Here is a 26,301-nt window from a genome sequence, read left to right as displayed (position 1 = left end):
CACTCCAATCTTTTAATTGCCGCCTTTTTCGCCAGCGACTCCTTTTTCAAGTGCTTTCCATGAAAGGGTGGCACATTTAATCCGGGCCGGGAATTTCGAAACGCCTTGAAGGGCTTCAATATCCCCGAGATCTATTGAGTCGTCATACTCTTTCCCTTGCATCATGTCTGAGAAAATCTTAGACATGGAAAGGGCGGTATCAATATCTTTTCCTTTAATCGCCTGCGTCATCATGGAAGCTGAAGCCATGGAGATGGAACAGCCTTCCCCTTCAAACTTCGCTTCCTGAACGGTATCGCCGTCAAGCTTCATTGTCAGTCTGATCCGGTCGCCGCAAGTCGGGTTGTTCATATCGACGACGATGCTGTCATCCAAAACCCCTTTGTTGCGCGGATTTTTGTAATGATCCATGATCACTTGTCTGTATAATGTATCTAAATTTGCATTAAAAGACATTTGTAAAGTACTCCTTTGTCTTTTGGAGGGCTTCCGCGAGCTTATCGATCTCTTCCTCTGTATTATACAGATAAAAACTCGCTCTCGCAGTAGCAGATACATCCAGCCATTTCATGAGCGGCTGGGCGCAGTGATGGCCGGCTCTGACCGCAATGCCCTCAGCATCGAGGACAGTCGCGACATCATGAGGGTGAACCTCATCAAGATTAAATGTCACAAGTCCCGCCCGCTCTTTCGGACCGTATACCGTCACGCCGTCCAGCTGCTCGAAACGGTCAAGCGCATAGGCTGCAAGCTTATGCTCATGCCGGGAAATCTCGTCGAGTCCGATCTCTTCAAGAAAATCAATCGCGGCTCCCAATCCGATCGCGCCTGCGATAATCGGCGTGCCTGCTTCAAATTTCCACGGAAGCTCTTTCCAAGTTGATTCATAAAGCCCTACAAAGTCGATCATTTCGCCGCCAAATTCGGCCGGCTCCATATTCTCAAGCAGTTCTTTCTTGCCGTACAGCACGCCGATTCCCGTCGGGCCGCACATTTTATGGGAAGAAAGCGCGAAGAAGTCGCAATCCAGGTCCTGAACGTCGATTTTCATGTGCGGTGTGCTCTGCGCCCCGTCCACCACGATGACCGCGCCATTGTCATGAGCGATTTTGGCGATCTCTTTTATCGGGTTGATCGTGCCGAGCACGTTTGACACATGAGCGACTGCCACGATCTTCGTATGGCTTGTGACAGTCTGCCGGACGTCGTCCAGCGAAAGCGTGCCGTCTTCCTGCATCGGGATATATTTTAAAGTCGCGCCGGTTGCTTTTACTGCCTGCTGCCACGGAATGATATTCGCATGATGCTCCATTTGGGTGATGACCACTTCATCACCGGGTTTTAAGCTGGCGCGGGCATAGCTCAGCGCCACCATATTCAGTGAAGTTGTCGTACCTTTTGTGAAAATGACCTCAGCCATTGACTTCGCATTGATAAACTTACGGACTTTTTCACGCGCACCTTCATAGCCGTCTGTCGCTCTCGTGCCAAGAGTATGAACGCCTCTGTGAACATTGGAATTGTATTTGCTGTAATACTGATCCACTGCTTCAATGACAGCACGCGGCTTCTGGGAAGTCGCCGCGCTGTCAAGGTACACGAGGTCATGTCCGTTCACTTGCTGATGAAGGATCGGGAACTGTTCACGAATATCGGTGATATTCATTATTTTACTTTCCTTTCGATGACGGAGACGAGCTGTTTCTTAACTCCTTCAATCGGAAGCTCTTTTACCACCGGAGCAAGGAATCCGTAAATGACTAAGCGCTCCGCTTCTTCTTTCGGAATTCCGCGGCTCATTAAGTAGTAAAGCTGGATCGGATCCACACGGCCGACAGATGCCGCATGTCCTGCAGTTACATCGTCTTCATCAATTAAGAGAATCGGGTTTGCATCTCCGCGTGCTTTTTCACTCAGCATCAGGACGCGGGATTCCTGTTCAGCGTTTGCTTTAGACGCGCCGTGCTCGATTTTGCCGATTCCGTTAAAGATGGAAGATGCGGCATCTTTCATGACTCCGTGCTTCAGGATATAACCTTCAGAAGCCTTACCGAAGTGGATGATCTGCGTCGTAAAGTTTTCCGTCTGTTCTCCTCTTCCGACAACTACGGTTTTCGTATCGCCGTATGTGCCGTCTCCGTAGAGGTTTGTCGTATTTTCAGAAATCGTGTCGCCGTCGTTCATCAGTCCGAGCGCCCACTCGATTTTGCTGTCGCGTCCGCGCGCGGCTCCGCGGCGGTTGACGTATGTTGTGACACCTGCTGACAGGTTGTCAACAGCGCCGTACGTCACGCTGGCATTATCACCTGTGACCACTTCACTGATAATGTTGAATACCGCTTCTTTCGGATTCACCGTGCTGATGTAGTTCTCAACGTAAGTGACGGAGCTGTGGTCTTCAGCGACGATCAGCACGTGGTTGAACAATGCCGTGTCATTGCTTTCATGAACGTAAACGGCCTGAACAGGCGTCTCCACCTGAACGTTTTTAGGAACATAAAGGAATGCCCCGCCGTTCATTAATGCCGCATGAAGCGCAGTCAGTTTATGTTCGTCGACCTTAACGCCGTCTTTCATGAAATACTTCTCAACGAGGTCGCTGTGCTCACGGGCAGCCGTTAAGATGTCCGTGAAAATGACGCCTTTGTCTTTCAGTTCTTTGGAAAGAGAAAGGAAAGCTGGCGTTTGGTCACGCTGCACATATAATGTTTTGTCTTCGTTTTCGATATCGATCAGCGCTTTTGCTTCATCAGCTAAATCTTCTAAAGAAGCAAGCGGCGCGTTTTCTACTGTATGCTTGTTGAACTTTGTAAAGTTCCAATTTGTGATTTTTGTTTTATCAGGCTTAGGCAGCGGCAGATCTTCAGCTTTTTCAAGAGCCTGTAAGCGCAGGTTTTTCAGCCAGGCAGGTTCTTGATGCTTTTCGGAAAAGCCTTTGACATATTCCTGATCTACGGATAGTTTCGTTTCCAATGTCATGATTATCCCCCTAACGCTTACGCTTCTTGGCCTACAGTTTCGTCTTCAATGCCTAGTTCTTGTTTAATCCAGTCATAACCTTCCGCTTCAAGGCGCTGTGCAAGCTCCGCGCCGCCGGATTTCACTACGCGTCCCTGCATCATAACGTGAACGACATCAGGCGTGATGTAGTTCAGAAGGCGCTGATAGTGAGTGATCATTAAGCAGCCGAAGTTTTCGCTGCGCATTTTGTTGATTCCTTTAGAAACGACTTTAAGCGCATCAATATCAAGACCTGAATCGATCTCGTCAAGAATGGCGATTTTCGGCTCGATCATCATAAGCTGAAGGATTTCGTTGCGTTTTTTCTCCCCGCCTGAGAAACCTTCGTTCAGGTAACGCTGCGCCATTTCAGGGTCCATTTCAAGGAACTCCATGTTTTCGTCCATTTTGCGGATGAATTTCATAAGAGAAATTTCATCGCCTTCTTCACGGCGTGCGTTAATCGCAGAGCGAAGGAAATCGGCATTTGTCACACCGCTGATTTCGCTTGGATACTGCATCGCAAGGAAAAGACCCGCCTGAGCGCGCTCGTCCACTTCCATTTCCAGTACATCTTTGCCGTCAAGCGTGATGCTGCCTTTTGTAACTTCGTATTTCGGGTGTCCCATAATCGCTGCTGAGAGCGTGGATTTACCGGTACCGTTCGGCCCCATGACAGCGTGGAATTCGCCGCCTTTTATTTCAAGGTTTACACCTTTTAAGATCTCTTTTCCTTCGATTTCAACGTGAAGATCCTTGATCGTTAATGTTGAAGCAGCCATATCTATACCTCCAAAATATATAATCATTATTCTCAATTTATTCTCATTCTAATTTTATAACAAATGAAAAGTAAATACAACTTTTTATATTACCCGGAACATTCCTAAAGTTTATCAAAGATCAAGGCGTAATTAAAGCTGTTTGAAACAGAAAAAGGGCGGAAATCCACCCTTTTTTACTGACCGATTTTCTCATTAAGCTGCGCTGCGAGGAACTTGCTTTTTTGATATTCAAGCTCCCTCTGCCGTTCGACTTCCATCCTTTTTGAAAGACGCCGTCCGTATTCCTCGTAGCCGATGCCGTGTGACTTCTGCATCGCTTTTTCCATTTCAGGCGTATAGTCAAGGTCCAGTCTCTCGTGGCTGGTGCAGATAATGAATCAATCCCTTCATATATTTGTTTCTATTGTAACAATGATCCGCTGCTCCGGCCAAAGAGTGTGTGCCCCTGAATCCTTTCGAATGTGCCGGAAACCGGCGCTCGCTTTATCTGAAAAACGGTATTCACACGATTGCTCATTCTAATGCGTCGTATGTCCGAATTCCTGAATACACTGCTGCACGAGGGTCACTCCCTGACTGAGAGCCGCGCCGCCCCCGAATGCCGCCGCGACGCTGATGACCTCAAGGATGTTTTCTTCTGTGGCCCCTTGGTCAAGGCAGCCCTTCGTATGATAAATCATGCAAAATTCATCTTGAGCGCTGATGCTGATGCCCAGAGCGATTAATTGTTTCTCTTTTTCAGTTAATGAATCCGCTAAGAAACACTGCTCAGTAAATTCATTAAACTTCCGCCCCATCATCGGCATTTTTTGCTCGAATATGCCTAAACCTTCTTTATATTGTTTCAATGCGTCATGCACGCTTTTTCCGTTATCCTGGTATTGAGCCACTGCCATTCCCTCCAATCGTTAACCTTCCTTTTTATTATGGACAGTTCTCCGATTAATACCCGAAAAAAACCCCGGATGGATCATCCGGGGTTTTCGCTTTATTCAGATACGGGAAGCACGGCTCCGTCGTATTTTTTCTCAATAAAGTCTTTGATTTTCTTAGAGTGAAGCACTTCCATAAGCGCTTTGATTTTCTCTGATTTTTCGTCACCTTTGCGTACGGCGATGATGTTTGCGTACGGGTTGTTTTTCGTTGATTCCACTTGAATCGCATCTTTTAACGGATTCAGTTTGTTTTGAATCGCATAGTTGACGTTAATGAAGACTGCATCGCCTTCTTCTTCATTATATGCTTTCGCCGTTAATTCAGGGGCGATTTTTTTGAATGTCAGGTTTTTCGGGTTTTTCGTAATGTTTTTCGTAGTCGCTTCAATCGTTTTTACCTTCGGATCAAGTGTGATCAGTCCGGCTTTTTCAAGCATCGCCAGCATACGGCCTTGTTCAGCGACATTGTTAGTCATGATGATGGTCGCGCCTTTAGGCAGGTCTTTCAGTGATTTATATTTTTTCGTGTAAATTCCGAATGGCTCAAGGTGAACGGCTCCGGCATTCACGAGTTTGTAATCTTTATTTTCTTTCATTTCCTGTTCAAGGTAAGGAACGTGCTGGAAGTAGTTCGCATCCACTTCATTATCAGCTAACGCTTTGTTGTACATTTTGTAATCGTTCAGCACTTTTACTTTTAATGTGTAGCCTTTTTCCTTCAAGAGCGGTTCCGCTTCTTTTAAAATTTCAGCATGCGGTGTTTTTGTCGCGGCGACAACGATTTCCTTTTTATTCGAGCCGTTTGATCCGCAGGCGGCTAAAACTCCCGCGAACACAAGCAGCAGCGCACTTAATACAATCTTTTTCAATGTAAATCCTCCCTTATCTTTTGTCTATTATATTTGTAATTACATCACCGATAATCTGAATGATAAAGACGATGATGAGTATAAATACTGTCGCTACAAACGTTACATCCGTATTATTGGACTGGTAGCCTTCTACATATGCAAGGTTTCCGAGTCCGCCTGAACCGATGGCGCCGGCAATGGCGGTAGATCCGATCAGGGCGATGGCCGTCACGGTGATGCCTGAAATTAACGCAGGCATTGATTCAGGAATCAGCACTTTGAAAATAATCGTCGATGTCTTTGCTCCCATTGATCTGGCAGCTTCGATGACTCCTTTATCGACTTCCCGGAGCGCAATTTCCGCAAGACGGGCGTAAAACGGCGCGGAGCCGATAATCAGCGCCGGCAATGCGGCATTCGGTCCTAAAATCGATCCGACCAAAATCTTAGTAAAGCCGAGAAGCAGAATAATTAAAATAAGAAACGGAATAGACCTGAAAATATTAACGACCGCCGCAATCACGGTGTTAATGATTTTATTTTCCCATAAGCTTCCCTTGCCCGTTAAAAAGAGCAGAAGACCGAGAATCGCTCCGATGATAAATGAAAAAACTAAAGCGATGACCGTCATATAAAGGGTCTCGTATGTGGCCGTCCAGAGCTCGGTTATATCAACGTTCGGGAACCATTTTTCAAACATTTGTGATCACCTCTGCTTCTACCTGTTTGTCTTTGATGAACCGGATCACGTTTTCTACTTCTTTTTCCTGACCGTCAATATGAATGAATAATGAACCGTAGGCTCCGTCCTTCGTCTGTGAAATTTTCCCCTGCAGAATATTGACGTCCACATCAAAGTTTCGGATCATTTCCGTAATGAGGGGCTGCTCGGCGGCCTGCCCGACAAATGAAAGCTGAATCGTTTTCCCTGTCGCTGTTTCCTGCAGAAAATGCTGGATGGTTTCTTTCGTCTCTTCCGGTTCTGTCACCTGCTGAACGAAACGCTTGGTCATCGGTTCGCGCGGGTTTCTGAAAACTTGGAGTACTTCGCCTTCTTCAACGACTTTCCCGTTTTCCATGACGGCGACTCTGTTGCAGATTTTTCGGATGACGTGCATTTCATGGGTAATGAGCACGATCGTCAGACCGAGTCTGTCATTTATATCGGATAAAAGATCCAAAATTGAATCGGTCGTCTGCGGATCGAGCGCTGATGTCGCTTCATCGCACAGAAGGACTTTCGGATTATTGGCGAGCGCCCGGGCGATGCCGACACGCTGCTTTTGACCGCCGCTCAGCTGCGACGGATAAGATTTTTCTTTCCCCTCTAATCCGACCAGTTTAATCAATTCATCAGCGCGGCGGACCCGTTCGCTTTTTTTCACGCCGGCGATTTCCAGCGGGAACATAATGTTCTCCCGGACGGTGCGCGACCACAAAAGGTTAAAATGCTGGAAGATCATGCTGATTTCCTGGCGCGCTTTTCTCAGCCCGCGGCTGCTTACTTTATTTAATTCCGTCCCCGCGACTTCCACGGTTCCCGACGTCGGCTTTTCAAGGCCGTTCAGGAGACGGATTAAGGAACTTTTACCAGCTCCGCTATATCCTATAATTCCAAATATTTCGCCCTTTTTGATATCAAGAGTGACATCTTGGACAGCATTGACATCCCCATGCTTCGCTTTGTAAATTTTTGAAACATTTTGAAGATGGATCAAAGCAATCACCCGCCTTACACTATTCTAAGAAATCTTCCGGGTTTCTCCGCAAAAGAAAAGCCTTTCTGCAAAAATGAGCAGAAAGGCTTATTGAAAAAGGCCTTTCTCTCATCTTTCAAAGCAGACCGCTTCGAGTGAATTGGCACCATTTCAACATTGTTGATGGTTGCCGGGCTTCATAGGGCACTTCCCTCCACCTCTCTTGATAAGAGAAAACATATCGTATTTTCGTCCGGAAATTCTTACTGTAGAATAGCACGGCGAATGATAAAAAGTCAATAAAATAAATATTGGAAGCTATTGTCACATAGTAGATTGGCAGTTACGGCCGTTTACTGATCGCCTGAAAAAATCCGTTTGTCAGCCAGAGGATGGCCTCCAGCTTCAGCAGGGCTCTGAATGATCCTTTCACTTTGAGTTTTCCGCTTTGGATAAGCTTTTGCAAAGAGACATCACCATGCAGGAGATGGATGATTTCCGTCTGGTTTCCGTAAAAGGTCAAATTAGATTTTTCCTTTGAAGCCGACGTTTTTCTCATTTCTCCCTGTCCGTTAATTGAGACCGTTAAGGCTTCTGTTTCTCCTTGGAATGTAATCAGCAGCGTTGAGGCGTTTAATAGCGGTTTCAAAAACAGATGCTGTCCGTCATTCTCTGAAACTTCTATTTTCTCCACTCGTATAACCTCCCGTTTTAATGGCCATACATACACTTTCTCTTTTTAACGGACAGAACCCTTTATAAACCGCACGACATTTTCCTGTAAATATTGTCACATCGGGAACGTTTGCGATGTTTTTTGTTTAATCAGCTCATATAAATAGGAAACGGAGCGGAAGGCGTATCCTTTCTCAACAAGCTCTCCGCCTTTAAACAGCAAAAAGCACGGAACGCTTTCAATCTGATAGGCTTTGGCGAATGCGGGGGAATAATTCACGTTGTTTTTATAGAAGGCGGCGCCGGGCAGCATTTCTTCGACGACAGTAAGCATTTTGGACGCCAGCTGGCATGTGCCGCAAAACGGGGTGTACAAATACAGGAGATAAACGTCATCCTGAATCGATTCGAGTTCATTTTCTTGGAGTTCTTTCATGATTACCACCTCAGGTCGTTCTTTTTCAAAAATACAGTGTCAGCATCAAAGCCGGCTCTGATCAGCACAGATGCGAGATGATGGCCCGGGCACGACTCGACTTGCCTGTATGTTCTGTCTATATAAATATGGCGCGCTTCGGGAAGCTCCCGTTTCAGCTGTTTTCTTAGTTTTTCTCCGGAGTCATCTGCGTCCGTTAAAATATAGACGTCTCTGTCAAACAGGCGGTCCGCCAAATCTTCCAGTTCGGTTTGGCCGATTGTCCCGTTTGTACAGACGATTTCCGCGGGTTCGATGAGCACTTCCCTGACTTTGATTTTATCAGATTTTCCTTCTACGATAATGACCTTTTCATCTCCGTTGTACATAAGCGCGTCACCTGCCGATTGTTTTAGCGTCAGATTGAAAAAGAAGGCAGTGAAATTCACCGCCAACTGTTAACACCAGCCATTCTCATAATCGCAATCGACATATTTCGGATCGCTGCCGTTTATGACATCGGCTGTTTTATAAAATTTTTGATTTTCAAATGAAAAGCCCTGTTTGAGCTCGTACTGGTCCATGCCTGTCATCTCGCCGATGGCTTCATTTTCATGAAACAAGGAAAATCGGCCGTTTTGAAAGCGGCCCGTGACGTTCTCCGTCACATCGACCTTTTGTTTATCAAAAGCCATTTTAGACACCTCCCGTTACAGATAGAGTGTCCAAATGGCCCCTTTGCTATCCGATCAGTCTTCCTGTGTCATTTCGTCATATTGCTCAGAAGTCATGAGGTTTTCGATTTCTTCAGCATCAGCCGGTTCCACGACGATCATCCACGCTTTTTCATACGGAGACTCGTTTACGAATTCAGGACTGTCATCAAGGTCTTCGTTCACTTCCGTCACCGTTCCGTTAATCGGTGCGTACAGTTCGGATACGGTTTTGACGGATTCCACGCTGCCGAATGGCTCGTCCGCTTTAATTTCGGCGCCGACTTCCGGAAGCTCGACAAATACGATGTCGCCAAGTTCGGCTTGCGCGAAATGTGTAATCCCGATACGGGCTTTTCCGTCCTCAACTTTGACCCATTCGTGCTCTTTGGAATAACGCATATCTTTCGGTGTGCTCATCTAAATCCCTCCATTTTTTTCTTATAATAAGAAGATACCATAATTCTTTGAACCTGGCATTACATCCAATATTTTTCGAATTGGTCTTCTTTAAAGCCGACAGTGACTTTTTCGCCGTCTGTCGTAATCGGGCGTTTCAGGAGCATACCGTCTGATGCAAGGAGTTCAAGCTGTTCATCCTCTGACATATGGTACAGTTTTTCCTTTAAGTTCAGCTCGCGGTATTTCATTCCGCTCGTGTTGAAAAACTTTTTCAGCTCAAGACCGCTCTTTTCATAGAGGTCTTTAATTTCTTCTTTCGACGGAGTTTCCTCCGCGATATGTATTTCGTTTATTTCCTTACCGCGGTCTTCCAGCCATTTTTTCGCATTACGGCACGTTCCGCATTTAGGGTACCAGTAAAAATTTAACGACATCTTCTTCACCCCTTGTAAATGATCGTCGTTATTTTAACACAATCACTTGTAAAAACCTATAACGTTGCTTCATGAAAAAGCGCCCCTGATGAAGGAGCGCTTTCAGCATGTGATCAGACTGTATATTTTTCTTCACGGAAGACGGCTGCTGCCGCTTCACGTTTTTTCTGAATGAGGTTTTTCGGCGTCAGGCGCGTCAGTTTGCGCAGCACGGAAAGCATCATGCGGAGGGAATCTCCTTCCTCCATGGCGATCAGTGATTCTTTGGCGTGCGCTTCAATGTTCTGAAGGGCTTCCTGGGCAAAGATTTCCGTATATAACAGCTTCTGCGCGGCTTTTTCGGCACCGTCCGCCGCAATTGCTTTTTCCGTTCTGAGGACGGCAGATTCCAAAGCATACAGCGCGCTGACAATATCGGCAATGTTCACCATGATTTCCTGCTCGCCTTCGATCTCTTTGCCGTATTTCTGCGCCGCGAGACCCGCTGTCAAGAGGGCGATCTTTTTCGCCTGTCTGACAATGTATTTTTCCTGTTCAAGAGGTTCTGAGCCCGGCTCTTCAGGCATCAGCATCATGAGTTCTTCTTGGAGCGCTTTTGCTTTTTCAAAGAGCGGCAGCTGACCTTTTACGGCTTTTTTCAGAAACGTGCTCGTTACGATCAGGCGGTTGATTTCATTTGTGCCTTCAAAAATCCTGTTGATTCTTGAGTCGCGATAGGCGCGCTCCACTTCATATTCCTGCATAAATCCGTAACCGCCGTGAATTTGAACCCCTTCGTCGGCAATGTAATCAAGCGTTTCAGAACCGCACATTTTGTTGAGCGAGCATTCTATCGCGTACTCGGCGATTGACTTCGCGACTTCGCGTCCGTCTTTTTGCTCCTCTTCCGTCAGTCTGCTCATATTATCTTCGAATAAGCCCACTGTTCTGTATACAGAGCTCTCCATGGCGTAAAGCCGGGCTGACATCGTCGCAAGCTTTTCCTGAGTGAGCGTGAAGCTTGAGATCGGTGTTTTAAATTGCCGGCGCTGGTTTGCATAAGCGGCAGACAGCTCAATCACCCGTTTTGAAGCGCCGATTGTGCCGACGGCAAGCTTGTAGCGCCCGATATTCAGGATATTAAAGGCGATGACATGGCCTTTTCCGATTTCGCCGAGAAGATTTTCTTTCGGGACTTCCGCCTGATCTAAAATCAGCGTTCTTGTCGATGAACCCTTAATCCCCATTTTTTTCTCTTCCGGTCCCGTTGATACGCCCGGATAGTTCTTTTCTACGATAAATGCGGAAAACTTATCTCCGTCCACTTTAGCGTAGACGACAAAGACATCTGCAAAGGCGGAGTTTGTAATCCATTGCTTTTCCCCGTTAAGAATATAGTGTGTGCCCGCTTCATTCAAAACAGCCGTCGTTTTCGCGCCGAGGGCATCTGAACCTGAACCGGGCTCAGTTAAGGCGTATGCCGCGATTCTTTGTCCTGAAGCCAAGTCCGGCAAATAGTTTTTTTTCTGTTCTTCCGTTCCGAAGAACACGATCGGCAATGAGCCGATACCGACGTGAGCGCCGTAAGATAGCGAAAAGCTGCCGGCACGTGAAAACTTTTCCGTAATGAAGGCTGAACTGATTTTATCCAGGCCGATTCCGCCGTACTCTTCAGGCACGTCTGCTCCGAGGAGGCCGAGATCCCCGGCTTTTTTCAGCAGTCTGACCGAATGCTCAAACTGATGGTTTTCAATTTCATCGATATAAGGAAGGACATCGTTTACGACATAGTCTTCTGTCGTTTTGCCGATCATTTTATGTTCGTCTGTAAAGTCCTCCGGAGTGAATATTTGATCATATCCCGTCTCTTCAATCAGAAAGCTGCCGCCTTTTTTGACGTTGACCGTTTCCTGTTTCATGTTCGTTTCCCCCTTTGTTTAAATGAGTTCAAATACGCCGGCAGCGCCCATGCCGCCTCCGATGCACATCGTCACCACGCCGAATTGCTCGTTTCTCCGTTTCATTTCATGTATAAGTGACAGGGTCAGCTTCGTCCCCGTGCATCCGAGCGGATGTCCGAGCGCGATGGCGCCTCCGTTGACGTTCACCTTTTCTTCATCTATCCCGAGCGATCTGATGACTTGAATGGCCTGTGAAGCAAAGGCCTCATTCAATTCAAAAAGCCCGATATCCTGTAATTCGAGCCCGGCAAGCTTGAGCGCCCGCGGAATGGCTTCAATCGGACCGATCCCCATTACCTCAGGGGGAACGCCGCCTACGGCAAAGGAACGGAATTTGACTAGCGGCGCCAATCCGAGCGACGAAGCTTTTTCGCGATCCATCAGCATGACAGCCGCCGCGCCGTCACTCGTTTGTGAAGAGTTCCCGGCCGTCACGGTTCCCGTTTTAGAAAAAGCCGGGCGGAGCTTCGCCAAGACGTCAGCCGATGTGCCGGGGCGCACGCCTTCATCCTGAGAAAAGGTAAATTGTTTTTTCCGCGGCTTATGGTCATCCCCGACTTCTGTCAGCGATACTTCAACCGGCACGATTTCGTCATTGAATTTCCCTTCCTTAAGGGCTTTTGCGGCATTCTGATGGCTGCGGACTGCAAATGCATCCTGGTCTTCTCTGGATACGCCGTACGTTTCGGCGACCTGCTCCGCCGTATGCCCCATGCTCATGTAATACTCAGGCGCATGCTCCGCCAAAGCGATATTCGGCCGTGTCACATGCCCCATCATCGGAACTTGCGACATGGATTCCGCACCGCCGGCGATTACGGTGTCGCCCGCGCCGATCATAATTTTTTCCGCACCGTAAGCGATGGACTGGAGTCCGGAAGAGCAGTAGCGGTTCACCGTAATGGCCGGCACCGTATGAGGAAGCCCCGCCAGCGCACCGATATTCCGCGCCATATTTAATCCTTGTTCGGCTTCAGGTGTTGCACATCCGATAATTAAGTCATCGATATTTCCTTCATAGCCGCCAGCCCGTTTCAGCGTTTCTTTTACACAAAGCGCGCCTAAATCATCAGGACGAACGGCTGCAAGCGATCCTTTTTTCGCTTTACCGACCGGGGTTCTCGCACCGGCCACAATGACTGCTTCTCTCATAAACACCCTCCTAGTTCCGTAAAGGTTTGCCTTTGACGAGCATATGCTGCATTCTCGCTTGAGATTTCGCCTCGCCAGCGAGGCTTAAAAAGGCTTCTCTTTCAATCTCGAGTAAATATTCTTCTGAAACCTCCGTGCCGAACGGGACTCTTCCGCCGGCAATGACATGGGCCAGCTTCTTCGCAATCTTCATATCGTGATCGGATAAATAACCCGACCGTCTCATTTGGTCTGCTCCGAGCAGTAATGCCGCACAGCCGGTTTCTCCGGTGACTTTCACTTTTTTGCGGGCAGGCGGACGGTATCCGCTGTCATATAAGGAAGCAGCCAGCTGTTTCGCATCGTGCAGCAGGTGATCCTGATTCATGCTGACACGGTCTGCCGCAGACAAAATCTTCATGTCACGGGCTTCGTGTGCCGAACCGGACACCTTGGCAAGCGCGATTGTTTCGAAGGTTTTAATCGCTGCGTCCATCAGTTCACTTCCGCCGTCCAAATAATTCATGTACAGCTCTTTGTTTCCTCCGCCGCCCGGAATAAGACCGACGCCGGTTTCAACGAGACCCATATACGATTCGCTCGCCGCCTGAACGCGTGCCGCCGGGAGACAGACTTCCGTACCGCCGCCGAGTGTCATCCCGAATGGCGCCGCTACAACGGGTTTAGCGCTGTATTTGATGTTCAGCATCGTCTGCTGAAAACGGCGGATGACAAAATCGACTTCCATGAAGTTATCATCCTGGGCTTCCATTAAAATCATCGCAAGGTTTGCTCCCGCGCAGAAATGTCTGCCTTGGTTACCGATGACAAGACCTTTATAATTCCGCTCCGTTTCCTCAAGCGCATTGTCAATCATCTGAATAATGTCTAAGCCGATCGCGTTGCTTTTCGTATGAAATTCCAGCAGCGCGATATCATCGCCGAGATCAATCAGACTTGCGCCGCTGTTTTTAGTGATAACGCCTTTTGTTTCTTTAAACGTCTGCAGGCTGATCCGTTTCGGATTTTCTTTCACAGCCCTGTATTGGCCGTCTGAATAATAAAATTGTGTTCCGTTTTCCTTCATATAAAATGTTTCATGACCCTGATCAAGCATTTCTTTCACCCAGCCGGGGAGTGCTGCGCCTTCTTCTTCGAGCCGCTCCGCTGATTTTCTGACGCCGATGGCATCCCACATCTCAAACGGTCCGAGCTCCCATCCGAAGCCCCATTTCATGGCGTCATCAATTGCTTTGATATCATCAGCGATCTCACCTAAAAGCCGGGCTGAGTATAAGAGTGTTTGCGATGTGATATTCCAAAGCAGGCGTCCGGCGCGGTCATCGGAATATACAAGCGCTTTCATTTTGCCTTTGGCACCCTTTGCCTGTTTGGCGGCTTCTAAAGCGGGCGTCTTCATTTTCGAGCGCTCACCGTATGTCATGGTCAGCGGATCGAGTTCATATATTGTTTTACCTTCTTTTTTGTAAAATCCTTGGCCTGATTTGCTGCCCAGCCAATTGTTTTTCAGCATGTCATTCATAAATTCAGGAAGCTTAAACATGTCTTTTTCAGCGCCGTCGGCTTTATCATACACATTTTTTGCCACATGAGCGAAAGTATCAAGCCCCACAACGTCAAGGGTTCTGAAGGTCGCGCTTTTCGGTCTGCCGATCAAAGGCCCGGTCACCGTGTCCACCTCGCCGATGCGGCAGCCGGAAGAAAGCATTTCTCTTACCGTGACCAGGAGGCCGTACGTACCGATGCGGTTGGCGATAAAGTTAGGCGTGTCTTTTGCGATGACGACACCTTTCCCAAGCGTGTTTTCTGCAAATGAAGTCATAAACTCCAGAACGTCAGGATCTGTTTCCTGAATCGGAATGATTTCCAGAAGCTTTAAGTAGCGGGCCGGATTAAAGAAATGGGTTCCTAAGAAATGAGCTTTAAAATCGGCAGATCGGCCTTCCGCCATTTTTGTGACGGAGATACCGGACGTATTGCTCGACACGATGCTTCCCGGTTTCCGGTATTCATCAACGAGTGAGAAAATCTGTTTTTTTACGTCAAGATTTTCGACGACGACTTCAATAATCCAATCAGCATCCTTCAATTGAGCTGCGTCATCTTCCAAATTCCCCGCCGTTATATAGTCGAGATTGGCAGCCGAAGTCAGCGGCGCCGGTTTTTGCTTCAGCAGCTTTTGCATAGCCGATCGGCTCAGTCTGCTGCGGACCTCCGGGCTTTCTAATGTCAGCCCTTTTTTCATCTCATCCTTTGTCAGCTCGTTTGGCACAATATCAAGCAGCAGGACGGGAATTCCGATGTTAGCCAAGTGCGCGGCAATTCCGGACCCCATGACGCCTGATCCGAGAACGGCTGCTTTCTTTATAAACTTGTGCATGAGTCATCCCCCTTGAACTTTGAATGAATAGTCATTCATTTTTTCGGCAAAAAAAATGAAACCCTTTTCTTCTTTCATCTTAAAAGATTTTCAGGATGACTTCAATAGCAAATATGGAATTTTTTTAAATTTTTCGGCTTCCGCATGTTCCATGGCGCGGGCGGGAAACTTAAACCCGGAGGTGAAGGGAATGGTGCGAGGGAGAAAAGATCCGTCTTCTGCCGCAGTGAGCGCGGCCAGCATGAAAGGAAATGCGGGACCGAGGCAAAAATACGGCGGCGGCAAACGGACGAGCCAAAATCAGCAATATAAAAAAGACAACATGGAATAACATACTGCGGCTGCTTTTTGGAGCAGCCGTTATTTTTTGAAGATTCCTTTCAGCACAAACGCCGCATTTGCCGGGCGCTCGGCAATTCTTCTCATCAAGTACCCGTACCAATCGGTGCCGTACGGGACATACACCCTCATCCTGTATCCTTCTTCGGCAAGCTCCTTCTGGCGCTCCGTTCTGATGCCGTACAGCATTTGGAATTCAAACTGCTCCCGTGGAATCTGATGCTCGCTGATGAGTGTTTTCGTATAAGAAATGATGTCATCATCATGTGTTGCCACCGCCGTTTCATGGCCGCTCAAAAGCTGCAGCTTAATCAGCTGCTGAAAATGAAGATCGGTTGCTTTTTTATCAGGGAACGCAACGGCCGCCGATTCTTTATAAGCGCCTTTTACAAGCCTGAGCCGCGGCTTATATGGCATCAGACCGCTGATGTCTTCAGCTGCCCGGTACAAATAAGCCTGAATGACGGTGCCGAGCATCGGAAAATCCGGCTTGCACCGCTTATACAGCTCAAGCGTACGGCCGCATCTTGAATAGTCCTCCATATCAATCGTTACAGGCACGCCGCGTTCTTTTGCCTCCGTCAATATGTCTCTGACATGCTGTTCCGCGAGTTCCTCGGAAATATCCAGACCGATGGATGTTAATTTCAGCGACAGCTCACAATCCAGTTGATTCTCGGCAATCGCCCTGATTGCTTTTTTACATTCTTCCGCCGTCCTTTTCGCATCCTTCTCTGAACCCGCATATTCACCTAGATAATCAATCGAAGCCGACAGCCCTTTTTGGTTCAGCCGCTTTACCGTTTTCACAGCTTCCGTGAGCGTTTCCCCTGCAACGAACCTTCCCGCGCCGAAGCGGATTCCGTAAGCCTGGGCGAATTTTGTAAGCATTTTATTTTTCGACAAAAATAAACATATACTCCGCAGCAAGGATGAACTCCCTCCTTTTTCTTTTATTCGTGTATGAATTTCCGATCGCAGAGAAAGCTAAAAAGAACAGAATTGAAGGAGGCGTTTATATGAACAACCAAGAGCAGCACGGAAACTTGCCGCCTGCCGTCATCTCAACGAAAGACCATTTGTATCTTGAGGACATGCTGAACTGGAATCTGCTTGCCATGAAAAAAGCGCATTTTATGGCGGAACACTGCCAGAATCAGACGTTAAAACAAGAGCTTGATCAGATCGGCCGGATGCATGAGAAGCATTATCAGCACATATTGGGCCGCTTGAACCCCGATCAAGGCGGACAGACAACAACAGGCTACATGCAATAGGAGGACAATACATGGAACAGCAAAATCAAAAAATCACGAATCCGCAAACGCCCGTGCCCAATACGGCGCAAATGAATGATAGAGACTTGGTCAATGAGCTGCTGACGACAGAAAAATACATCACGGCTTCATATTGCACAGCCCTGCACGAGTTCAGCCACGAGTCTCTTTATCAAGATATTCAGGCGATTTTCGATGAGTCACAAAAAGCGCAAAGAAGATTATACGATGTGATGTTTCAAAATGGCTGGTATTCCATTGAAGCAGCCGATACCCAAAAGCTTCAGCAATCGTATCAGAAGTTCCGGCAGACCATTCAGCAGCAGTCTCCCTACCAGCAGTAAAACGAAGAAGGATTTGATGTTTTCGCCAAGCATCAATCCTTTTTTATTTTTGCACAAAAAGATTGACTTATCATTAATCCTTATTTATATTTAACTAATGTTAATTATTTTCTCGAGGAACAAGATGAGGAGGAGTTATGAAAAACGCGGATCAATATGTGTCTGACATCCAGAAATCTCTTCAGACGCTGCTGCAAAACATACAGCCTGAAATGGTGGAAAGCATGGCAAAACACGAGGTGACGCCTGCCCAATTATTTGTTTTAGCCAGCCTGAAAAAACACGGGAGCTGCAAAGTTTCCGAAATTGCGGAACGCATGGAGGTAAAGCCGAGCGCAGTGACGCTGATGGCCGACCGCCTCGAACAAAAAGGACTTATCGTCCGCAAACATAACCAGCAGGACAGACGCGTCATCGACATCAGCCTGACCAAAAAAGGCGAAACAAAATTCGAAGATGTTGTGGAAGGACGGAAAGCGATACTGGCGCGAAACCTGTCCGTTCTGACTGACGACGAACTGATTCAGTCCGTGAACATCATCCGCAAAGTAGCGGAAGCCGCCGAGAAATACGCGGCTGATCAAAAAGAAAACGAATAGAAAGAGGAGCTGCCGAAACATGAGCATTGAAAAGAAAGATCCAAAACGCACATTATTAATAACGGGCTTAATCATCGCCATGTTTTTCTCAGCCCTTGACGGCACCATCGTAGGAACGGCGATTCCTAAAATCGTGGGTGACCTCGGGGGATTAAGTATGATGACGTGGCTGACCACGGCATATCTTTTAACTTCGACGACGATCGTTCCGATTGCGGGGAAACTTGCAGATTTATTGGGGCGCCGCGTCGTTTATGTGTCAGGTTTATTGATTTTTATGGGAGCTTCCGCACTGTGCGGAATGGCCAGCAACATGACGGAACTGATTATTTTCCGCGGACTTCAGGGAATCGGCGGCGGTGTCATGATGCCGATGGCCATGATCGTCATCGGGGATTTGTTCACAGGGAAACAGCGTGCCAAGTTCCAAGGGCTTTTCGGGGCGATTTACGGGCTTGCTTCCGTTATCGGCCCGCAAATCGGGGGCTGGATTGTTGACTCTTTAAATTGGAAATGGGTTTTCTATATCAACCTGCCAGTCGGAATTTTAGCCGTGATCTTTATCGCAAGAGGACTTCAAGGCAGAAAACAGACTGGGCCGATTAACTTTGACATCGCCGGCATTTTCACAATGATCGTCGGAATCGTCAGCCTCCTCCTCGCGCTCAGCTTCGGAGGAAAGGATTACGCATGGGGCTCTTGGCAGATTCTCGGTCTCTTTGCGCTTGCGCTTGCCGGGATTGTCGGCTTCATTTTCGCTGAAATCAAGGCAAAAGAACCGATTCTGCCGATGTACCTGTTTAAAAACAGAACGTTTACCGTACTGAATCTGATCGGGTTTTTCATGAGTATCGGCATGTTCGGCGCCGTTACGTTCGTTCCTTTCTTTATGCAGGGAATTATCGGAGTCAGCGCCACCGCGTCCGGCACGATTATGACGCCGATGATGGTATCTATGATTATCACAAGTATTATCGGAGGCCAGCTGGTTTATAAGATCGGTATTAAACCGCAAATCATGATCGGCATGCTGATCATGGCCGTCGGCTTCTTCTTATTAACGACCTTGCAGCTGGATACAAGCAAGCTCGCGGCTACATGCTATATGGCCGTGATCGGTCTGGGAATGGGGCTTGTCATGCCGCTTCTCACACTCGCTCTGCAAGAAACGTTTTCAAAAGAAGAGCTGGGCGTTGTGACTTCATCAAGCCAATTTTTCCGGATGATCGGGGGAACGTTCGGCATTACGGTGCTCGGCGCTGTCATGAATGCCAGATCAGGAAGCCTTTTAACCGACAGACTGGTGCCTTACTTAGATTCACTCCCGAAACAGGCAAGTGCCTTTGCCGCCCAGTTTAAAGGGATGATTGACAAGAATCCTGAAGGGCTGCTTCAATCCTTATTCAGTCAGGAATCGATTAAGCAGATTCCGGCCGCATTTTCTTCCCATATCGTGCCGGTTTTGAAAACGTCACTGATGGATTCGCTTCACAGCGTGTTTTTCACAGGTCTGGCCTTTATCGCTGCCGGATTGATCCTCACGCTGTTTGTTAAATCAATTAAGCTGACAAACAAAAAGACAGGCAAACAAGAAGAAAAGGCGAAAGCCGTTTAACAAAAAAATCCCGCGGATGCCGCGGGATTTTTTTATATCATCTTGGCCTCTCCGTTTCCGAATGACCAGTCTTCCGCCTCATTGGAAATCGGGGGTGAAAATTATTTAATAAACCTTAAACATTTCATCGTTATCTTTATAGTACGACATAATAAAGTCACGAAAATTTCTTACCGAAGAAGATAACAGCCTATGTCTCATCCAAGATAAGCCGACTGGATATGAAGCAGAGTGATCAGTCACTTTTATAAAATTCAGCCCCAATGTTCTGCAAACTGAAATAGGAAGCAACGCAACACCTCGATCCAGCTTTATAATCTCGACAAGTAAATGAGAATCCGCCTCAAATGCAATATTTGGGGTGAAACCGGCTTTTTCACAAAGCGAGGCTGTAAAACCGCTATACTCTTCATTATTAGCAAGGGTAATAAATGGTTCATCGGCGACAAGACGTAAAGAAATTTCGGTTTTACCCGTAAATCGGTGGTTTGAGGGCAAAGCCAGAACAATATCTTCATTTACCAGCACACAACTCTCTATCTCTTCATCTTGAATCGGATGACCTGTTATTCCTAAATCAATGTCCCCTTTTTTTAAACTTGTTATGATCCCGCTTTTAACTCCGATGGCTTGGAGAATTTTTGATTGAGGGGAGCGGTTGATATATTCACTCATCAGTCCTGCAAGGAATCTTGGATTGGAAATAGATATTCTTATGGTGTCAGACATTTGATGTTCCTCCAATTGAATTTCCGTTTGTGCATTTTCAATCTCAGTAAAAATCCTGTTTACATGTTTTAAAAGAATTTTCCCTGATGAACTCAGCTTAATATTTCTGCCTTTTCTCTCAAACAAAGCTGTTCCCAGTTCATTCTCAAGTCTTTTTATAGTGAGACTTAAAGAAGGCTGGGCAATCTTTAATTGTTCTGCTGCTTTAGAAATATGCTCAGTATAGGCAACTGTCTGAAAGTATTTTAGCTGCAGCAATTCCATCTGTCTGCATCCCCCTCATTTATTTCAATAAATATATATATAACTTATTATGTATTATATTAAATGTAAATGCGGATGTAAGATAATAGCATAGTTAAAGAAAAGGAAAGGGTGTCATGCAATGAAAATTGATGTGAAAGATATAGCAAAAAATTTAAATACACCGCTAACGGCTCCTGCTTATCCTATCCCAAATTATAAATTTGTTAACCGTGAATATTTAAATATTATTTACCGAACGGATGAAAAAGCTTTACGTGCGGCAGTGCCGGAACCTCTTGAAATTACTGAACCTTTAGTGAAATTCGAAGTGATGCGGATGCCCGATGTTTCCGGACTTGGTGCCTATACAGAGGCGGGACAAGTCATCCCTGTCAGCTTTAATGGTGAAGAAGGAGATTATGTACATTCTATGTATGTAGACAATTTCCCGGCTATTGCAAGCGGACGGGAACTTACTGCATATCCAAAGAAATTGGGCGCCCCTAAGCTGTATATAGACTCTGATACTCTCGTTGGCACATTAGATTATGGCAGTCTTCGTGTGGCAGCTGCGACTATGGGATATAAACATTTCGAAATGGACAAGGAAAAAGCGAAAAGGGAAATTTGCCGACCTAATTTTATGGTTAAGATTGCTACTGATTACAATGGTGATTTAAGGGTTTGCGATTTGGTGCGGACGCAAATAACGAATATAGAAGTTAAAGGTGCCTGGTCTGGACCGGCGCGGCTTCAATTATTTGAACATGCTCTGGCGCCTCTTGCAGATTTGCCTGTATTAGAAGTCTTATCAGCATCTCATATTATTACGGATTTAACCTTAAATGCAGCACAGCCGGTTTATAAATACTTAGAGGAAAAATAAGGAGACGTTTACAATGAGAATTGCAATTTTAGGAGCAGGTTCTTTAGGAACCATAGTTGGAGCATATCTGTCTGCTGGCGGAATGGATGTCGAATTGATTGATTCATACAAAGAACATGTAGATACTTTAAATCAAATAGGTGCTAAAGTAGTTGGTACAACGGCATTTCAGGCAAAGGTAAAAGCCATTACCCCTGAAAACAAGTCAGGCAAGTATGATTTCATATTACTTCTGACGAAACAATTATATAATGACTCCATTCTTAAAGAGTTACTGCCTTTTTTAAAGGATGACAGTGTAGTATGTTCCTTGCAAAACGGTATACCTGAACAGAAAGTTGCTTCGATCGTTGGTGATGAACGTGTTATTGCGGGTTCTGTTGAATTTGGTGCTACGTTTATTGAACCAGGCGTATCCAGACTTACAACTGAGTATACTCAATTTAAAGAGTACGCTTTTCAAATTGGAGAATTAAATGGTGAAACAACAGAAAGAATCCAGCGTATTAAATCGGTTTTAGACCTTATCGGCGGAACACATATTTCCGATAATTTAGTTGGAACGAAGTGGTCAAAATTACTTATCAATAATGCGTTCAGTGGTTTATCGGCAGCATTAAACGGAGAATACGGAGACATTCTTGACCATGAAATCGGCATTGTCAGCGCAGTTCATATCGCAGATGAGACGATTAAGGTTGGACACGCCAATGGTGTCAAATTTGCGAAAATGGGCGGCCTTGATTTAGAATCTTTGGAATTAAGAAGTGAAAATGAGATTCCTGAACGTATTCAAACATTTAGGGCAGCCATGGAACCATCCAGGCTTTTAAGAGCAAGTATGCTTCAGGATCTTGAGAAAAAACGTAAAACTGAAATTGATTATATTAATGGAGTTATTCCCAAAATGGCAGAAGGTACTGGAATTTCAACACCTTTTCATGATTTGGTTGTAGCACAAGTCAAATGTGCCGAGGAATCTCAAACAGTGCCCAATTTTGATACAAATATAAAAGCCTATGAAGAGTTATTACGTATCCGAAAGGAAATGTGATATATAGGAAAGAGAGAAAGGGATTGCTGCGGCAGTCCTTTTTTCTTGGTTCAGCAAGTAAACAAATGGGTGTGTTAGTTACATAAAAGTTCTTCGTTATGAATTGAACGGCGCCTTTATTGATTCCTTTTCAGCAAAAAAAGCTTCCGGCACCTCTCTTTGATGCCGAAAGCTTTTTATTGTTTTTTTCTGTGAGCTTCATTGAGCTGTTTAATGTGCTGTATCGCAGCTTTGATGCCCTCTTTGGCGTCCGGGTAGGATTGATTCCAATGTTTGACGAGCGGAGGCATGCTTTTTGCGATATGTGTATACAAAATCCACTGCCTGACTTCTTCCTTTACATCCGGGTTTGTTTCGCCAAGCAATAGTTCCGTGTATTTCTCAAGCAGGCCGTCCAGCTGCTGCTGCAGTTTCTCTTCCATACCGTTCCCTTCCCTTTTTCATGATTATGACAATCGGGCGGTGAGGGCCGCTTCCTGCACGATACATCTGCCGCGTCCGTGCGGAATGCAAAGCGGCGTGCCGAACAGCGGATCTTGCGTTACCTGGCAGTTCATCGCAAAGACCTGCTGTACAAGCTCGCAAGTGATGACTTCTTCGGGACGGCCCTCTGCGTAAATCTGTTTATCCTTAATGGCGACCAGATAATGGGCATAACGGCATGCCAGATTGAGGTCGTGCAGCACCATGACGATTGTGCGTTTTTCTTTTTCATTTAATTCAAACAGCAAATCAAGAATTTCAATTTGATGCGTCATGTCGAGATAAGTTGTCGGCTCGTCAAGCAGAATGATATCCGTATCCTGAGCGAGTGTCATCGCAATCCATGCACGCTGGCGCTGTCCGCCTGACAAGGAATCCACAGGACGGTCGGCCATTTCCTCAAGCTTCGTCGCTTTTAGCGCTTTTGTGACTGCGTCTTCGTCCTCTTTGGACCATTGCTTCAGCCAGCTTTGATAAGGGTATCTTCCCTGCTTCACAAGCTGATGCACCGTCAGGCCTTCGGGAGCTGACGGACTCTGCGGCAAAATAGCGAGCTCTCTTGCCACTTCCTTCGTCGGAAGCTTAGCGATAGCTTTTCCTTCTAAAAGCACAGAACCGCCCCTCGGTTTCATCAGCCGGGCCAATGAACGTAAAAGCGTCGATTTTCCGCAGCCGTTGCTTCCGATCAATACAGTGATTTCGCCTTTTGGAATCGCGACATCCAATTCGTCAATGATAACAGTCTCTCCGTACCCTAAGCTCAGCGTCTCTGTAGAAATTGCACTCATACCGCTAACCGCTCCTTTTTTGAGTTTCCCAACACTATGTATATAAACAAATTGCCTAAACATTCAACGTGAGATCATGATTATATTGTAACAGAAATTAATGACTCTGAATATCATTATCAATTAGTTTTGGGCAAAAAAGCAGCGGACGGCGGTTATTTTTTTATTTCCGTCATTTCTCCGTCGTTCTTTTTCAGTTTCAGATAAAAATGTTCATAGCGGCTGTCTAAATTAAAAGCCGAGAGCACCTGCCGGACGACCTCGCTTTCCTGCATCCGGCCGTTTACGGCAAGTTCTCCGAGGATCATCTTCATTTCATCAAGCGCTTCCTCGCCCTCTCTGTGAACCCCTGAGAGCTTGTCCCGGATGTCCGCCTTTTCATGACCGCTTTTTCTTTCATACAAACCTTCATAGCGGTTATGCTCTCCGGCTCCGTAGCTGACGCGCAGGGAAAAGCTGCTGTAAGGAACCGGCTTCGCGGATGACACGGGTGTGCTGTCTTGTTCCGCTTCCCGTTTTTCTTCATTCAATCGGCAGCCGGCAATCAGCATCAGCGTAAGACATAAAACGCCCGCCGTTCTGATCCATTTCATGCGATTCACTCCCATTCCATTCCGATCGTTTTTAGGTATTTCCAAGGGAGGCGGCTGTCATTCACAGAACAAAAAAGAACCGGAGCGGTAACAGCTCCGGCCGGTTCATCTCCAGATTATCATTCAGTCAGCTCTAAAAATTCCTGCACATCCTGTACGGCAAGGCGGACCGCGTCTTCCCAAAACGACCGTTCTGTGAGATCCGCTCCAAGGTGCTTCATCGCCAAATCCTCAACGGTCATCGAAGCCGTGTCACACAATAGCGCGATATATTTTTCTTCAAAATCCGCTTTTTCCCGAAGAGCTCTTGCGTATATTCCAAGCGAAAATAAATAACCGAACGTGTACGGAAAATTGTAGAACGGCACTCCCGTAATATGAAAGTGCAGTTTTGATGCCCAGAAATGAGGGTGGTATTCCCCTAATGAATCGCAAAATGCTTCTTTCTGCGCCGCTTCCATCAATTCATTCAATTTATCAGCCGGAACGACGCCCTGCTTCCGCTCTTCATAAAAACGCGTTTCAAATAAAAACCTCGCATGAATATTCATAAACATGGCTACGCTTCTTTGAATTTTATCTTCAAGCAAGAACAGCTTTTCATCCTTTGTCTCCGCTTGTTTCAAAGCGGCGTCGGCGACGATCATTTCCGCAAAGGTCGAGGCTGTTTCAGCCACATTCATGGCGTAGGCTCTGTTCAGCTGCCGCACTTGAAGCATGGCCTCCTGATGGAACGCGTGACCGAGCTCATGCGCCAGCGTCGATACATTCGAAGCGCTTCCGGAAAACGTCATAAAAATCCGGGATTCTCCGCTGTCGGGAAAGCTGGTGCAGAAACCGCCGACCCGTTTGCCGCTGCGGTCTTCCGCTTCTATCCACCGATCGCGGAACGCTTTTTCCGTGAATGCGGACAGCTTTTTGCCAAACGTCGAAAATTGGCTGACGATCAGATTAGCCGCTTCATCATATGTGTATTCTTTCGGAGCTTCGCCGATCGGCGCGTCCACATCATACCAGTTCAGCCGCTCAAGCCCTAAAAGAGACGCCTTTCGATTCAGGTATTCGGCAAAAGGCTTTTTATGATCGGTAATGACCTGCCACATGACATCCAGCGTTTCTTTTTTCATCCGATTGATCGCAAGCGGCTCTTCCAAAGCGCTTTTCCAGCCCCGCGCTTTATAGATTTCCGTGCGGAAGCCGGCCAGATGGTTCAGCGTGCTGCTGAAAAGCTCCTCTTCCTCTTTCCAGGCTTCATTAAGCTCTTTGAACACTTGACGTCTGATGCGGCGATCCGGGTGCGCCATCATATTTTCCGCTTGGCCGACCGACAGCTCTTTATCCTCAAACGGAATCTTCATTCTGCCGACAGCCGCATTATACAGGTCGCCCCATGCGTGATAGCCGTCAACGGCCAGGCCTTCAATCAGCCTTTCTTCTGAAGCGCTGAGCTTCTCTCTGACCCGGTCTCTTCTCTCATTTAAGACATATGTGAGATCCTGAAGTTCCGGTTTTTGCAGCAGCTCCTCCCAGACCCGCTCGTCAATCCGGGCAAGTGTATCGTCAAGGGTCACCAGAGCGGATTTAAAATCACTGCTCAGCTGATTGATCCGCGCCCTCCATTCATTCGCTTTCTGATCATGAGTGTTCTGAGCCTGAAGACAGCCGACGAACGCTCCCGCCTGCCTGATCATGATCGCTGACCGTTCAAACCTATCAATCAGATTGATCAGCTCCCGGCTCTCATCCGCATGCGTCGGAACTGTAAATGCTTCAACCGCATGTTGAAAAGCGCTTAGATGCTTTTTGAGCTCTTGTATGTATTGCTGAAACTCTTCCGACCGGCTCCCGCCCTCAAAAATGGAGTTTAAATCCCATGTTTCCTTCAATCCCTCTAATGCCATCTTTTCTTTACCCCTTTCTACCCGAAGCTGACTCCATTATAAAACAATTCTGACATATTTCCGAACGA

The 26,301-nt window shown here is 46.7% G+C and carries 30 protein-coding genes, 1 pseudogene and 1 riboswitch; of the genes and pseudogenes, 7 read left to right on the top strand and 24 right to left on the bottom strand.

Annotation, left to right across the window (positions count from 1 at the left end):
- Nucleotides 1–12: 12 nt before the first annotated feature.
- From sufU to G9F48_RS09075, 18 genes are all read right to left on the bottom strand, one after another.
- Entirely contained in the window at nucleotides 13–456 is a 444-nt protein-coding gene (gene sufU, locus G9F48_RS09160) for a Fe-S cluster assembly sulfur transfer protein SufU (RefSeq protein ID WP_003151877.1), read from the bottom strand.
- Nucleotides 446–1,666, bottom strand: a complete 1,221-nt coding sequence (gene sufS, locus G9F48_RS09155) for a cysteine desulfurase SufS (protein ID WP_007410089.1) — start codon at nucleotides 1,664–1,666, stop codon at nucleotides 446–448. Before sufS ends, sufU begins: the two co-directional genes overlap by 11 nt.
- Nucleotides 1,666–2,979, bottom strand: a complete 1,314-nt coding sequence (gene sufD, locus G9F48_RS09150) for a Fe-S cluster assembly protein SufD (RefSeq protein WP_003151874.1) — start codon at nucleotides 2,977–2,979, stop codon at nucleotides 1,666–1,668. Before sufD ends, sufS begins: the two co-directional genes overlap by 1 nt.
- A 17-nt stretch (nucleotides 2,980–2,996) precedes the next feature.
- A complete protein-coding gene (gene sufC, locus G9F48_RS09145) occupies nucleotides 2,997–3,782 on the bottom strand; it encodes a Fe-S cluster assembly ATPase SufC (RefSeq protein ID WP_003151872.1) in 786 nt (261 codons plus the stop codon).
- 176 nt (nucleotides 3,783–3,958) lie between these two features.
- Nucleotides 3,959–4,111: a hypothetical protein gene (locus tag G9F48_RS09140; protein ID WP_003151857.1), complete on the bottom strand. Its 153-nt coding sequence runs from the start codon at nucleotides 4,109–4,111 to the stop codon at nucleotides 3,959–3,961.
- A gap of 192 nt (nucleotides 4,112–4,303) precedes the next feature.
- The gene (locus G9F48_RS09135; protein ID WP_411859595.1) at nucleotides 4,304–4,681 is read right to left on the bottom strand and encodes a carboxymuconolactone decarboxylase family protein; all 378 of its coding nucleotides are present in this window, start codon (nucleotides 4,679–4,681) and stop codon (nucleotides 4,304–4,306) included.
- Between the two features lie 92 nt (nucleotides 4,682–4,773).
- Nucleotides 4,774–5,589 carry a methionine ABC transporter substrate-binding lipoprotein MetQ gene (gene metQ / locus G9F48_RS09130; RefSeq protein ID WP_012118382.1) on the bottom strand — a complete coding sequence of 272 codons (816 nt, stop codon included), beginning with the start codon at nucleotides 5,587–5,589 and terminating at the stop codon, nucleotides 4,774–4,776.
- Nucleotides 5,590–5,602: 13 nt separating this feature from the next.
- On the bottom strand, nucleotides 5,603–6,271 hold the full coding sequence (locus G9F48_RS09125) for a methionine ABC transporter permease (protein ID WP_003151851.1): 669 nt from the start codon (nucleotides 6,269–6,271) through the stop codon (nucleotides 5,603–5,605).
- A complete protein-coding gene (metN, locus tag G9F48_RS09120) occupies nucleotides 6,264–7,289 on the bottom strand; it encodes a methionine ABC transporter ATP-binding protein MetN (protein ID WP_003151850.1) in 1,026 nt (341 codons plus the stop codon). Before metN ends, G9F48_RS09125 begins: the two co-directional genes overlap by 8 nt.
- Before the next feature lie 105 nt (nucleotides 7,290–7,394).
- A riboswitch (SAM riboswitch) is annotated at nucleotides 7,395–7,501 on the bottom strand.
- 110 nt (nucleotides 7,502–7,611) lie between these two features.
- Complete coding sequence (locus G9F48_RS09115; protein WP_003151848.1) at nucleotides 7,612–7,962, bottom strand: SCP2 sterol-binding domain-containing protein; 351 nt, start codon at nucleotides 7,960–7,962, stop codon at nucleotides 7,612–7,614.
- A gap of 96 nt (nucleotides 7,963–8,058) precedes the next feature.
- Entirely contained in the window at nucleotides 8,059–8,379 is a 321-nt protein-coding gene (locus tag G9F48_RS09110; RefSeq protein WP_003151847.1) for a thioredoxin family protein, read from the bottom strand.
- 2 nt (nucleotides 8,380–8,381) lie between these two features.
- Nucleotides 8,382–8,747: a toprim domain-containing protein gene (locus G9F48_RS09105; RefSeq protein WP_007410083.1), complete on the bottom strand. Its 366-nt coding sequence runs from the start codon at nucleotides 8,745–8,747 to the stop codon at nucleotides 8,382–8,384.
- Nucleotides 8,748–8,816: 69 nt separating this feature from the next.
- Nucleotides 8,817–9,053 carry a YusG family protein gene (locus G9F48_RS09100; RefSeq protein ID WP_003151845.1) on the bottom strand — a complete coding sequence of 79 codons (237 nt, stop codon included), beginning with the start codon at nucleotides 9,051–9,053 and terminating at the stop codon, nucleotides 8,817–8,819.
- A gap of 54 nt (nucleotides 9,054–9,107) precedes the next feature.
- Entirely contained in the window at nucleotides 9,108–9,491 is a 384-nt protein-coding gene (gcvH, locus tag G9F48_RS09095; RefSeq protein ID WP_003151844.1) for a glycine cleavage system protein GcvH, read from the bottom strand.
- A gap of 59 nt (nucleotides 9,492–9,550) precedes the next feature.
- Nucleotides 9,551–9,907, bottom strand: coding sequence for an arsenate reductase family protein (locus G9F48_RS09090; protein WP_003151843.1), 357 nt, complete (start codon nucleotides 9,905–9,907; stop codon nucleotides 9,551–9,553).
- A 113-nt stretch (nucleotides 9,908–10,020) separates the two neighbouring features.
- Nucleotides 10,021–11,805: an acyl-CoA dehydrogenase family protein gene (locus G9F48_RS09085; RefSeq protein ID WP_021494004.1), complete on the bottom strand. Its 1,785-nt coding sequence runs from the start codon at nucleotides 11,803–11,805 to the stop codon at nucleotides 10,021–10,023.
- Between the two features lie 18 nt (nucleotides 11,806–11,823).
- Entirely contained in the window at nucleotides 11,824–12,999 is a 1,176-nt protein-coding gene (locus G9F48_RS09080; RefSeq protein WP_003151841.1) for an acetyl-CoA C-acetyltransferase, read from the bottom strand.
- Nucleotides 13,000–13,009: 10 nt separating this feature from the next.
- Nucleotides 13,010–15,379, bottom strand: coding sequence for a 3-hydroxyacyl-CoA dehydrogenase/enoyl-CoA hydratase family protein (locus G9F48_RS09075; RefSeq protein WP_165409382.1), 2,370 nt, complete (start codon nucleotides 15,377–15,379; stop codon nucleotides 13,010–13,012).
- Nucleotides 15,380–15,569: 190 nt separating this feature from the next.
- Between G9F48_RS09075 and G9F48_RS09070 the strand changes: the two genes are divergently transcribed.
- Complete coding sequence (locus G9F48_RS09070) at nucleotides 15,570–15,710, top strand: YuzL family protein (protein WP_165409381.1); 141 nt, start codon at nucleotides 15,570–15,572, stop codon at nucleotides 15,708–15,710.
- 29 nt (nucleotides 15,711–15,739) lie between these two features.
- On the opposite strand, the gene G9F48_RS09065 is transcribed toward G9F48_RS09070, so the two are convergent.
- Complete coding sequence (locus G9F48_RS09065) at nucleotides 15,740–16,648, bottom strand: proline dehydrogenase family protein (RefSeq protein ID WP_077722805.1); 909 nt, start codon at nucleotides 16,646–16,648, stop codon at nucleotides 15,740–15,742.
- 89 nt (nucleotides 16,649–16,737) lie between these two features.
- Here G9F48_RS09065 and G9F48_RS09060 point away from each other — a divergent pair, with 89 nt between their 5' ends.
- The 4 genes from G9F48_RS09060 (at nucleotide 16,738) to G9F48_RS09045 (ending at nucleotide 19,553) form a co-directional block, all read left to right on the top strand.
- Nucleotides 16,738–16,995 (top strand): hypothetical protein, encoded by a 258-nt coding sequence (locus G9F48_RS09060; protein WP_003151832.1) that lies wholly within the window; start codon nucleotides 16,738–16,740, stop codon nucleotides 16,993–16,995.
- An 11-nt stretch (nucleotides 16,996–17,006) separates the two neighbouring features.
- Nucleotides 17,007–17,339 (top strand): spore coat protein, encoded by a 333-nt coding sequence (locus tag G9F48_RS09055; protein WP_003151830.1) that lies wholly within the window; start codon nucleotides 17,007–17,009, stop codon nucleotides 17,337–17,339.
- A gap of 137 nt (nucleotides 17,340–17,476) precedes the next feature.
- Complete coding sequence (locus tag G9F48_RS09050; RefSeq protein WP_003151828.1) at nucleotides 17,477–17,938, top strand: MarR family winged helix-turn-helix transcriptional regulator; 462 nt, start codon at nucleotides 17,477–17,479, stop codon at nucleotides 17,936–17,938.
- 19 nt (nucleotides 17,939–17,957) lie between these two features.
- Nucleotides 17,958–19,553: an MDR family MFS transporter gene (locus G9F48_RS09045; protein WP_007410079.1), complete on the top strand. Its 1,596-nt coding sequence runs from the start codon at nucleotides 17,958–17,960 to the stop codon at nucleotides 19,551–19,553.
- Between the two features lie 105 nt (nucleotides 19,554–19,658).
- On the opposite strand, the gene G9F48_RS09040 is transcribed toward G9F48_RS09045, so the two are convergent.
- Nucleotides 19,659–20,546: a LysR family transcriptional regulator gene (locus G9F48_RS09040; protein ID WP_101562408.1), complete on the bottom strand. Its 888-nt coding sequence runs from the start codon at nucleotides 20,544–20,546 to the stop codon at nucleotides 19,659–19,661.
- Between the two features lie 121 nt (nucleotides 20,547–20,667).
- Here G9F48_RS09040 and G9F48_RS09035 point away from each other — a divergent pair, with 121 nt between their 5' ends.
- Both G9F48_RS09035 and G9F48_RS09030 read left to right on the top strand, forming a co-directional pair.
- Nucleotides 20,668–21,414, top strand: coding sequence for an acetoacetate decarboxylase (locus G9F48_RS09035; RefSeq protein WP_165409380.1), 747 nt, complete (start codon nucleotides 20,668–20,670; stop codon nucleotides 21,412–21,414).
- 13 nt (nucleotides 21,415–21,427) lie between these two features.
- The gene (locus G9F48_RS09030) at nucleotides 21,428–22,468 is read left to right on the top strand and encodes a ketopantoate reductase family protein (protein ID WP_146284091.1); all 1,041 of its coding nucleotides are present in this window, start codon (nucleotides 21,428–21,430) and stop codon (nucleotides 22,466–22,468) included.
- Nucleotides 22,469–22,644: 176 nt separating this feature from the next.
- Here G9F48_RS09030 and G9F48_RS09025 read toward each other — a convergent pair.
- From G9F48_RS09025 to G9F48_RS09010, 4 genes and pseudogenes are all read right to left on the bottom strand, one after another.
- A pseudogene (locus G9F48_RS09025) lies at nucleotides 22,645–22,912 on the bottom strand (YusU family protein).
- 2 nt (nucleotides 22,913–22,914) lie between these two features.
- Nucleotides 22,915–23,739, bottom strand: coding sequence for an ABC transporter ATP-binding protein (locus G9F48_RS09020; RefSeq protein ID WP_003151820.1), 825 nt, complete (start codon nucleotides 23,737–23,739; stop codon nucleotides 22,915–22,917).
- Nucleotides 23,740–23,894: 155 nt separating this feature from the next.
- Nucleotides 23,895–24,332 carry a YusW family protein gene (locus G9F48_RS09015; RefSeq protein ID WP_077722810.1) on the bottom strand — a complete coding sequence of 146 codons (438 nt, stop codon included), beginning with the start codon at nucleotides 24,330–24,332 and terminating at the stop codon, nucleotides 23,895–23,897.
- 119 nt (nucleotides 24,333–24,451) lie between these two features.
- Nucleotides 24,452–26,233 (bottom strand): M3 family oligoendopeptidase, encoded by a 1,782-nt coding sequence (locus G9F48_RS09010; RefSeq protein WP_165409379.1) that lies wholly within the window; start codon nucleotides 26,231–26,233, stop codon nucleotides 24,452–24,454.
- Between the last annotated feature and the right edge of the window lie 68 nt (nucleotides 26,234–26,301).

This window comes from Bacillus sp. EKM420B (genome assembly GCF_011065565.1).
Lineage (GTDB): Bacteria > Bacillota > Bacilli > Bacillales > Bacillaceae > Bacillus > Bacillus velezensis.
This window is presented reverse-complemented; position numbering and strand designations above follow the sequence as displayed.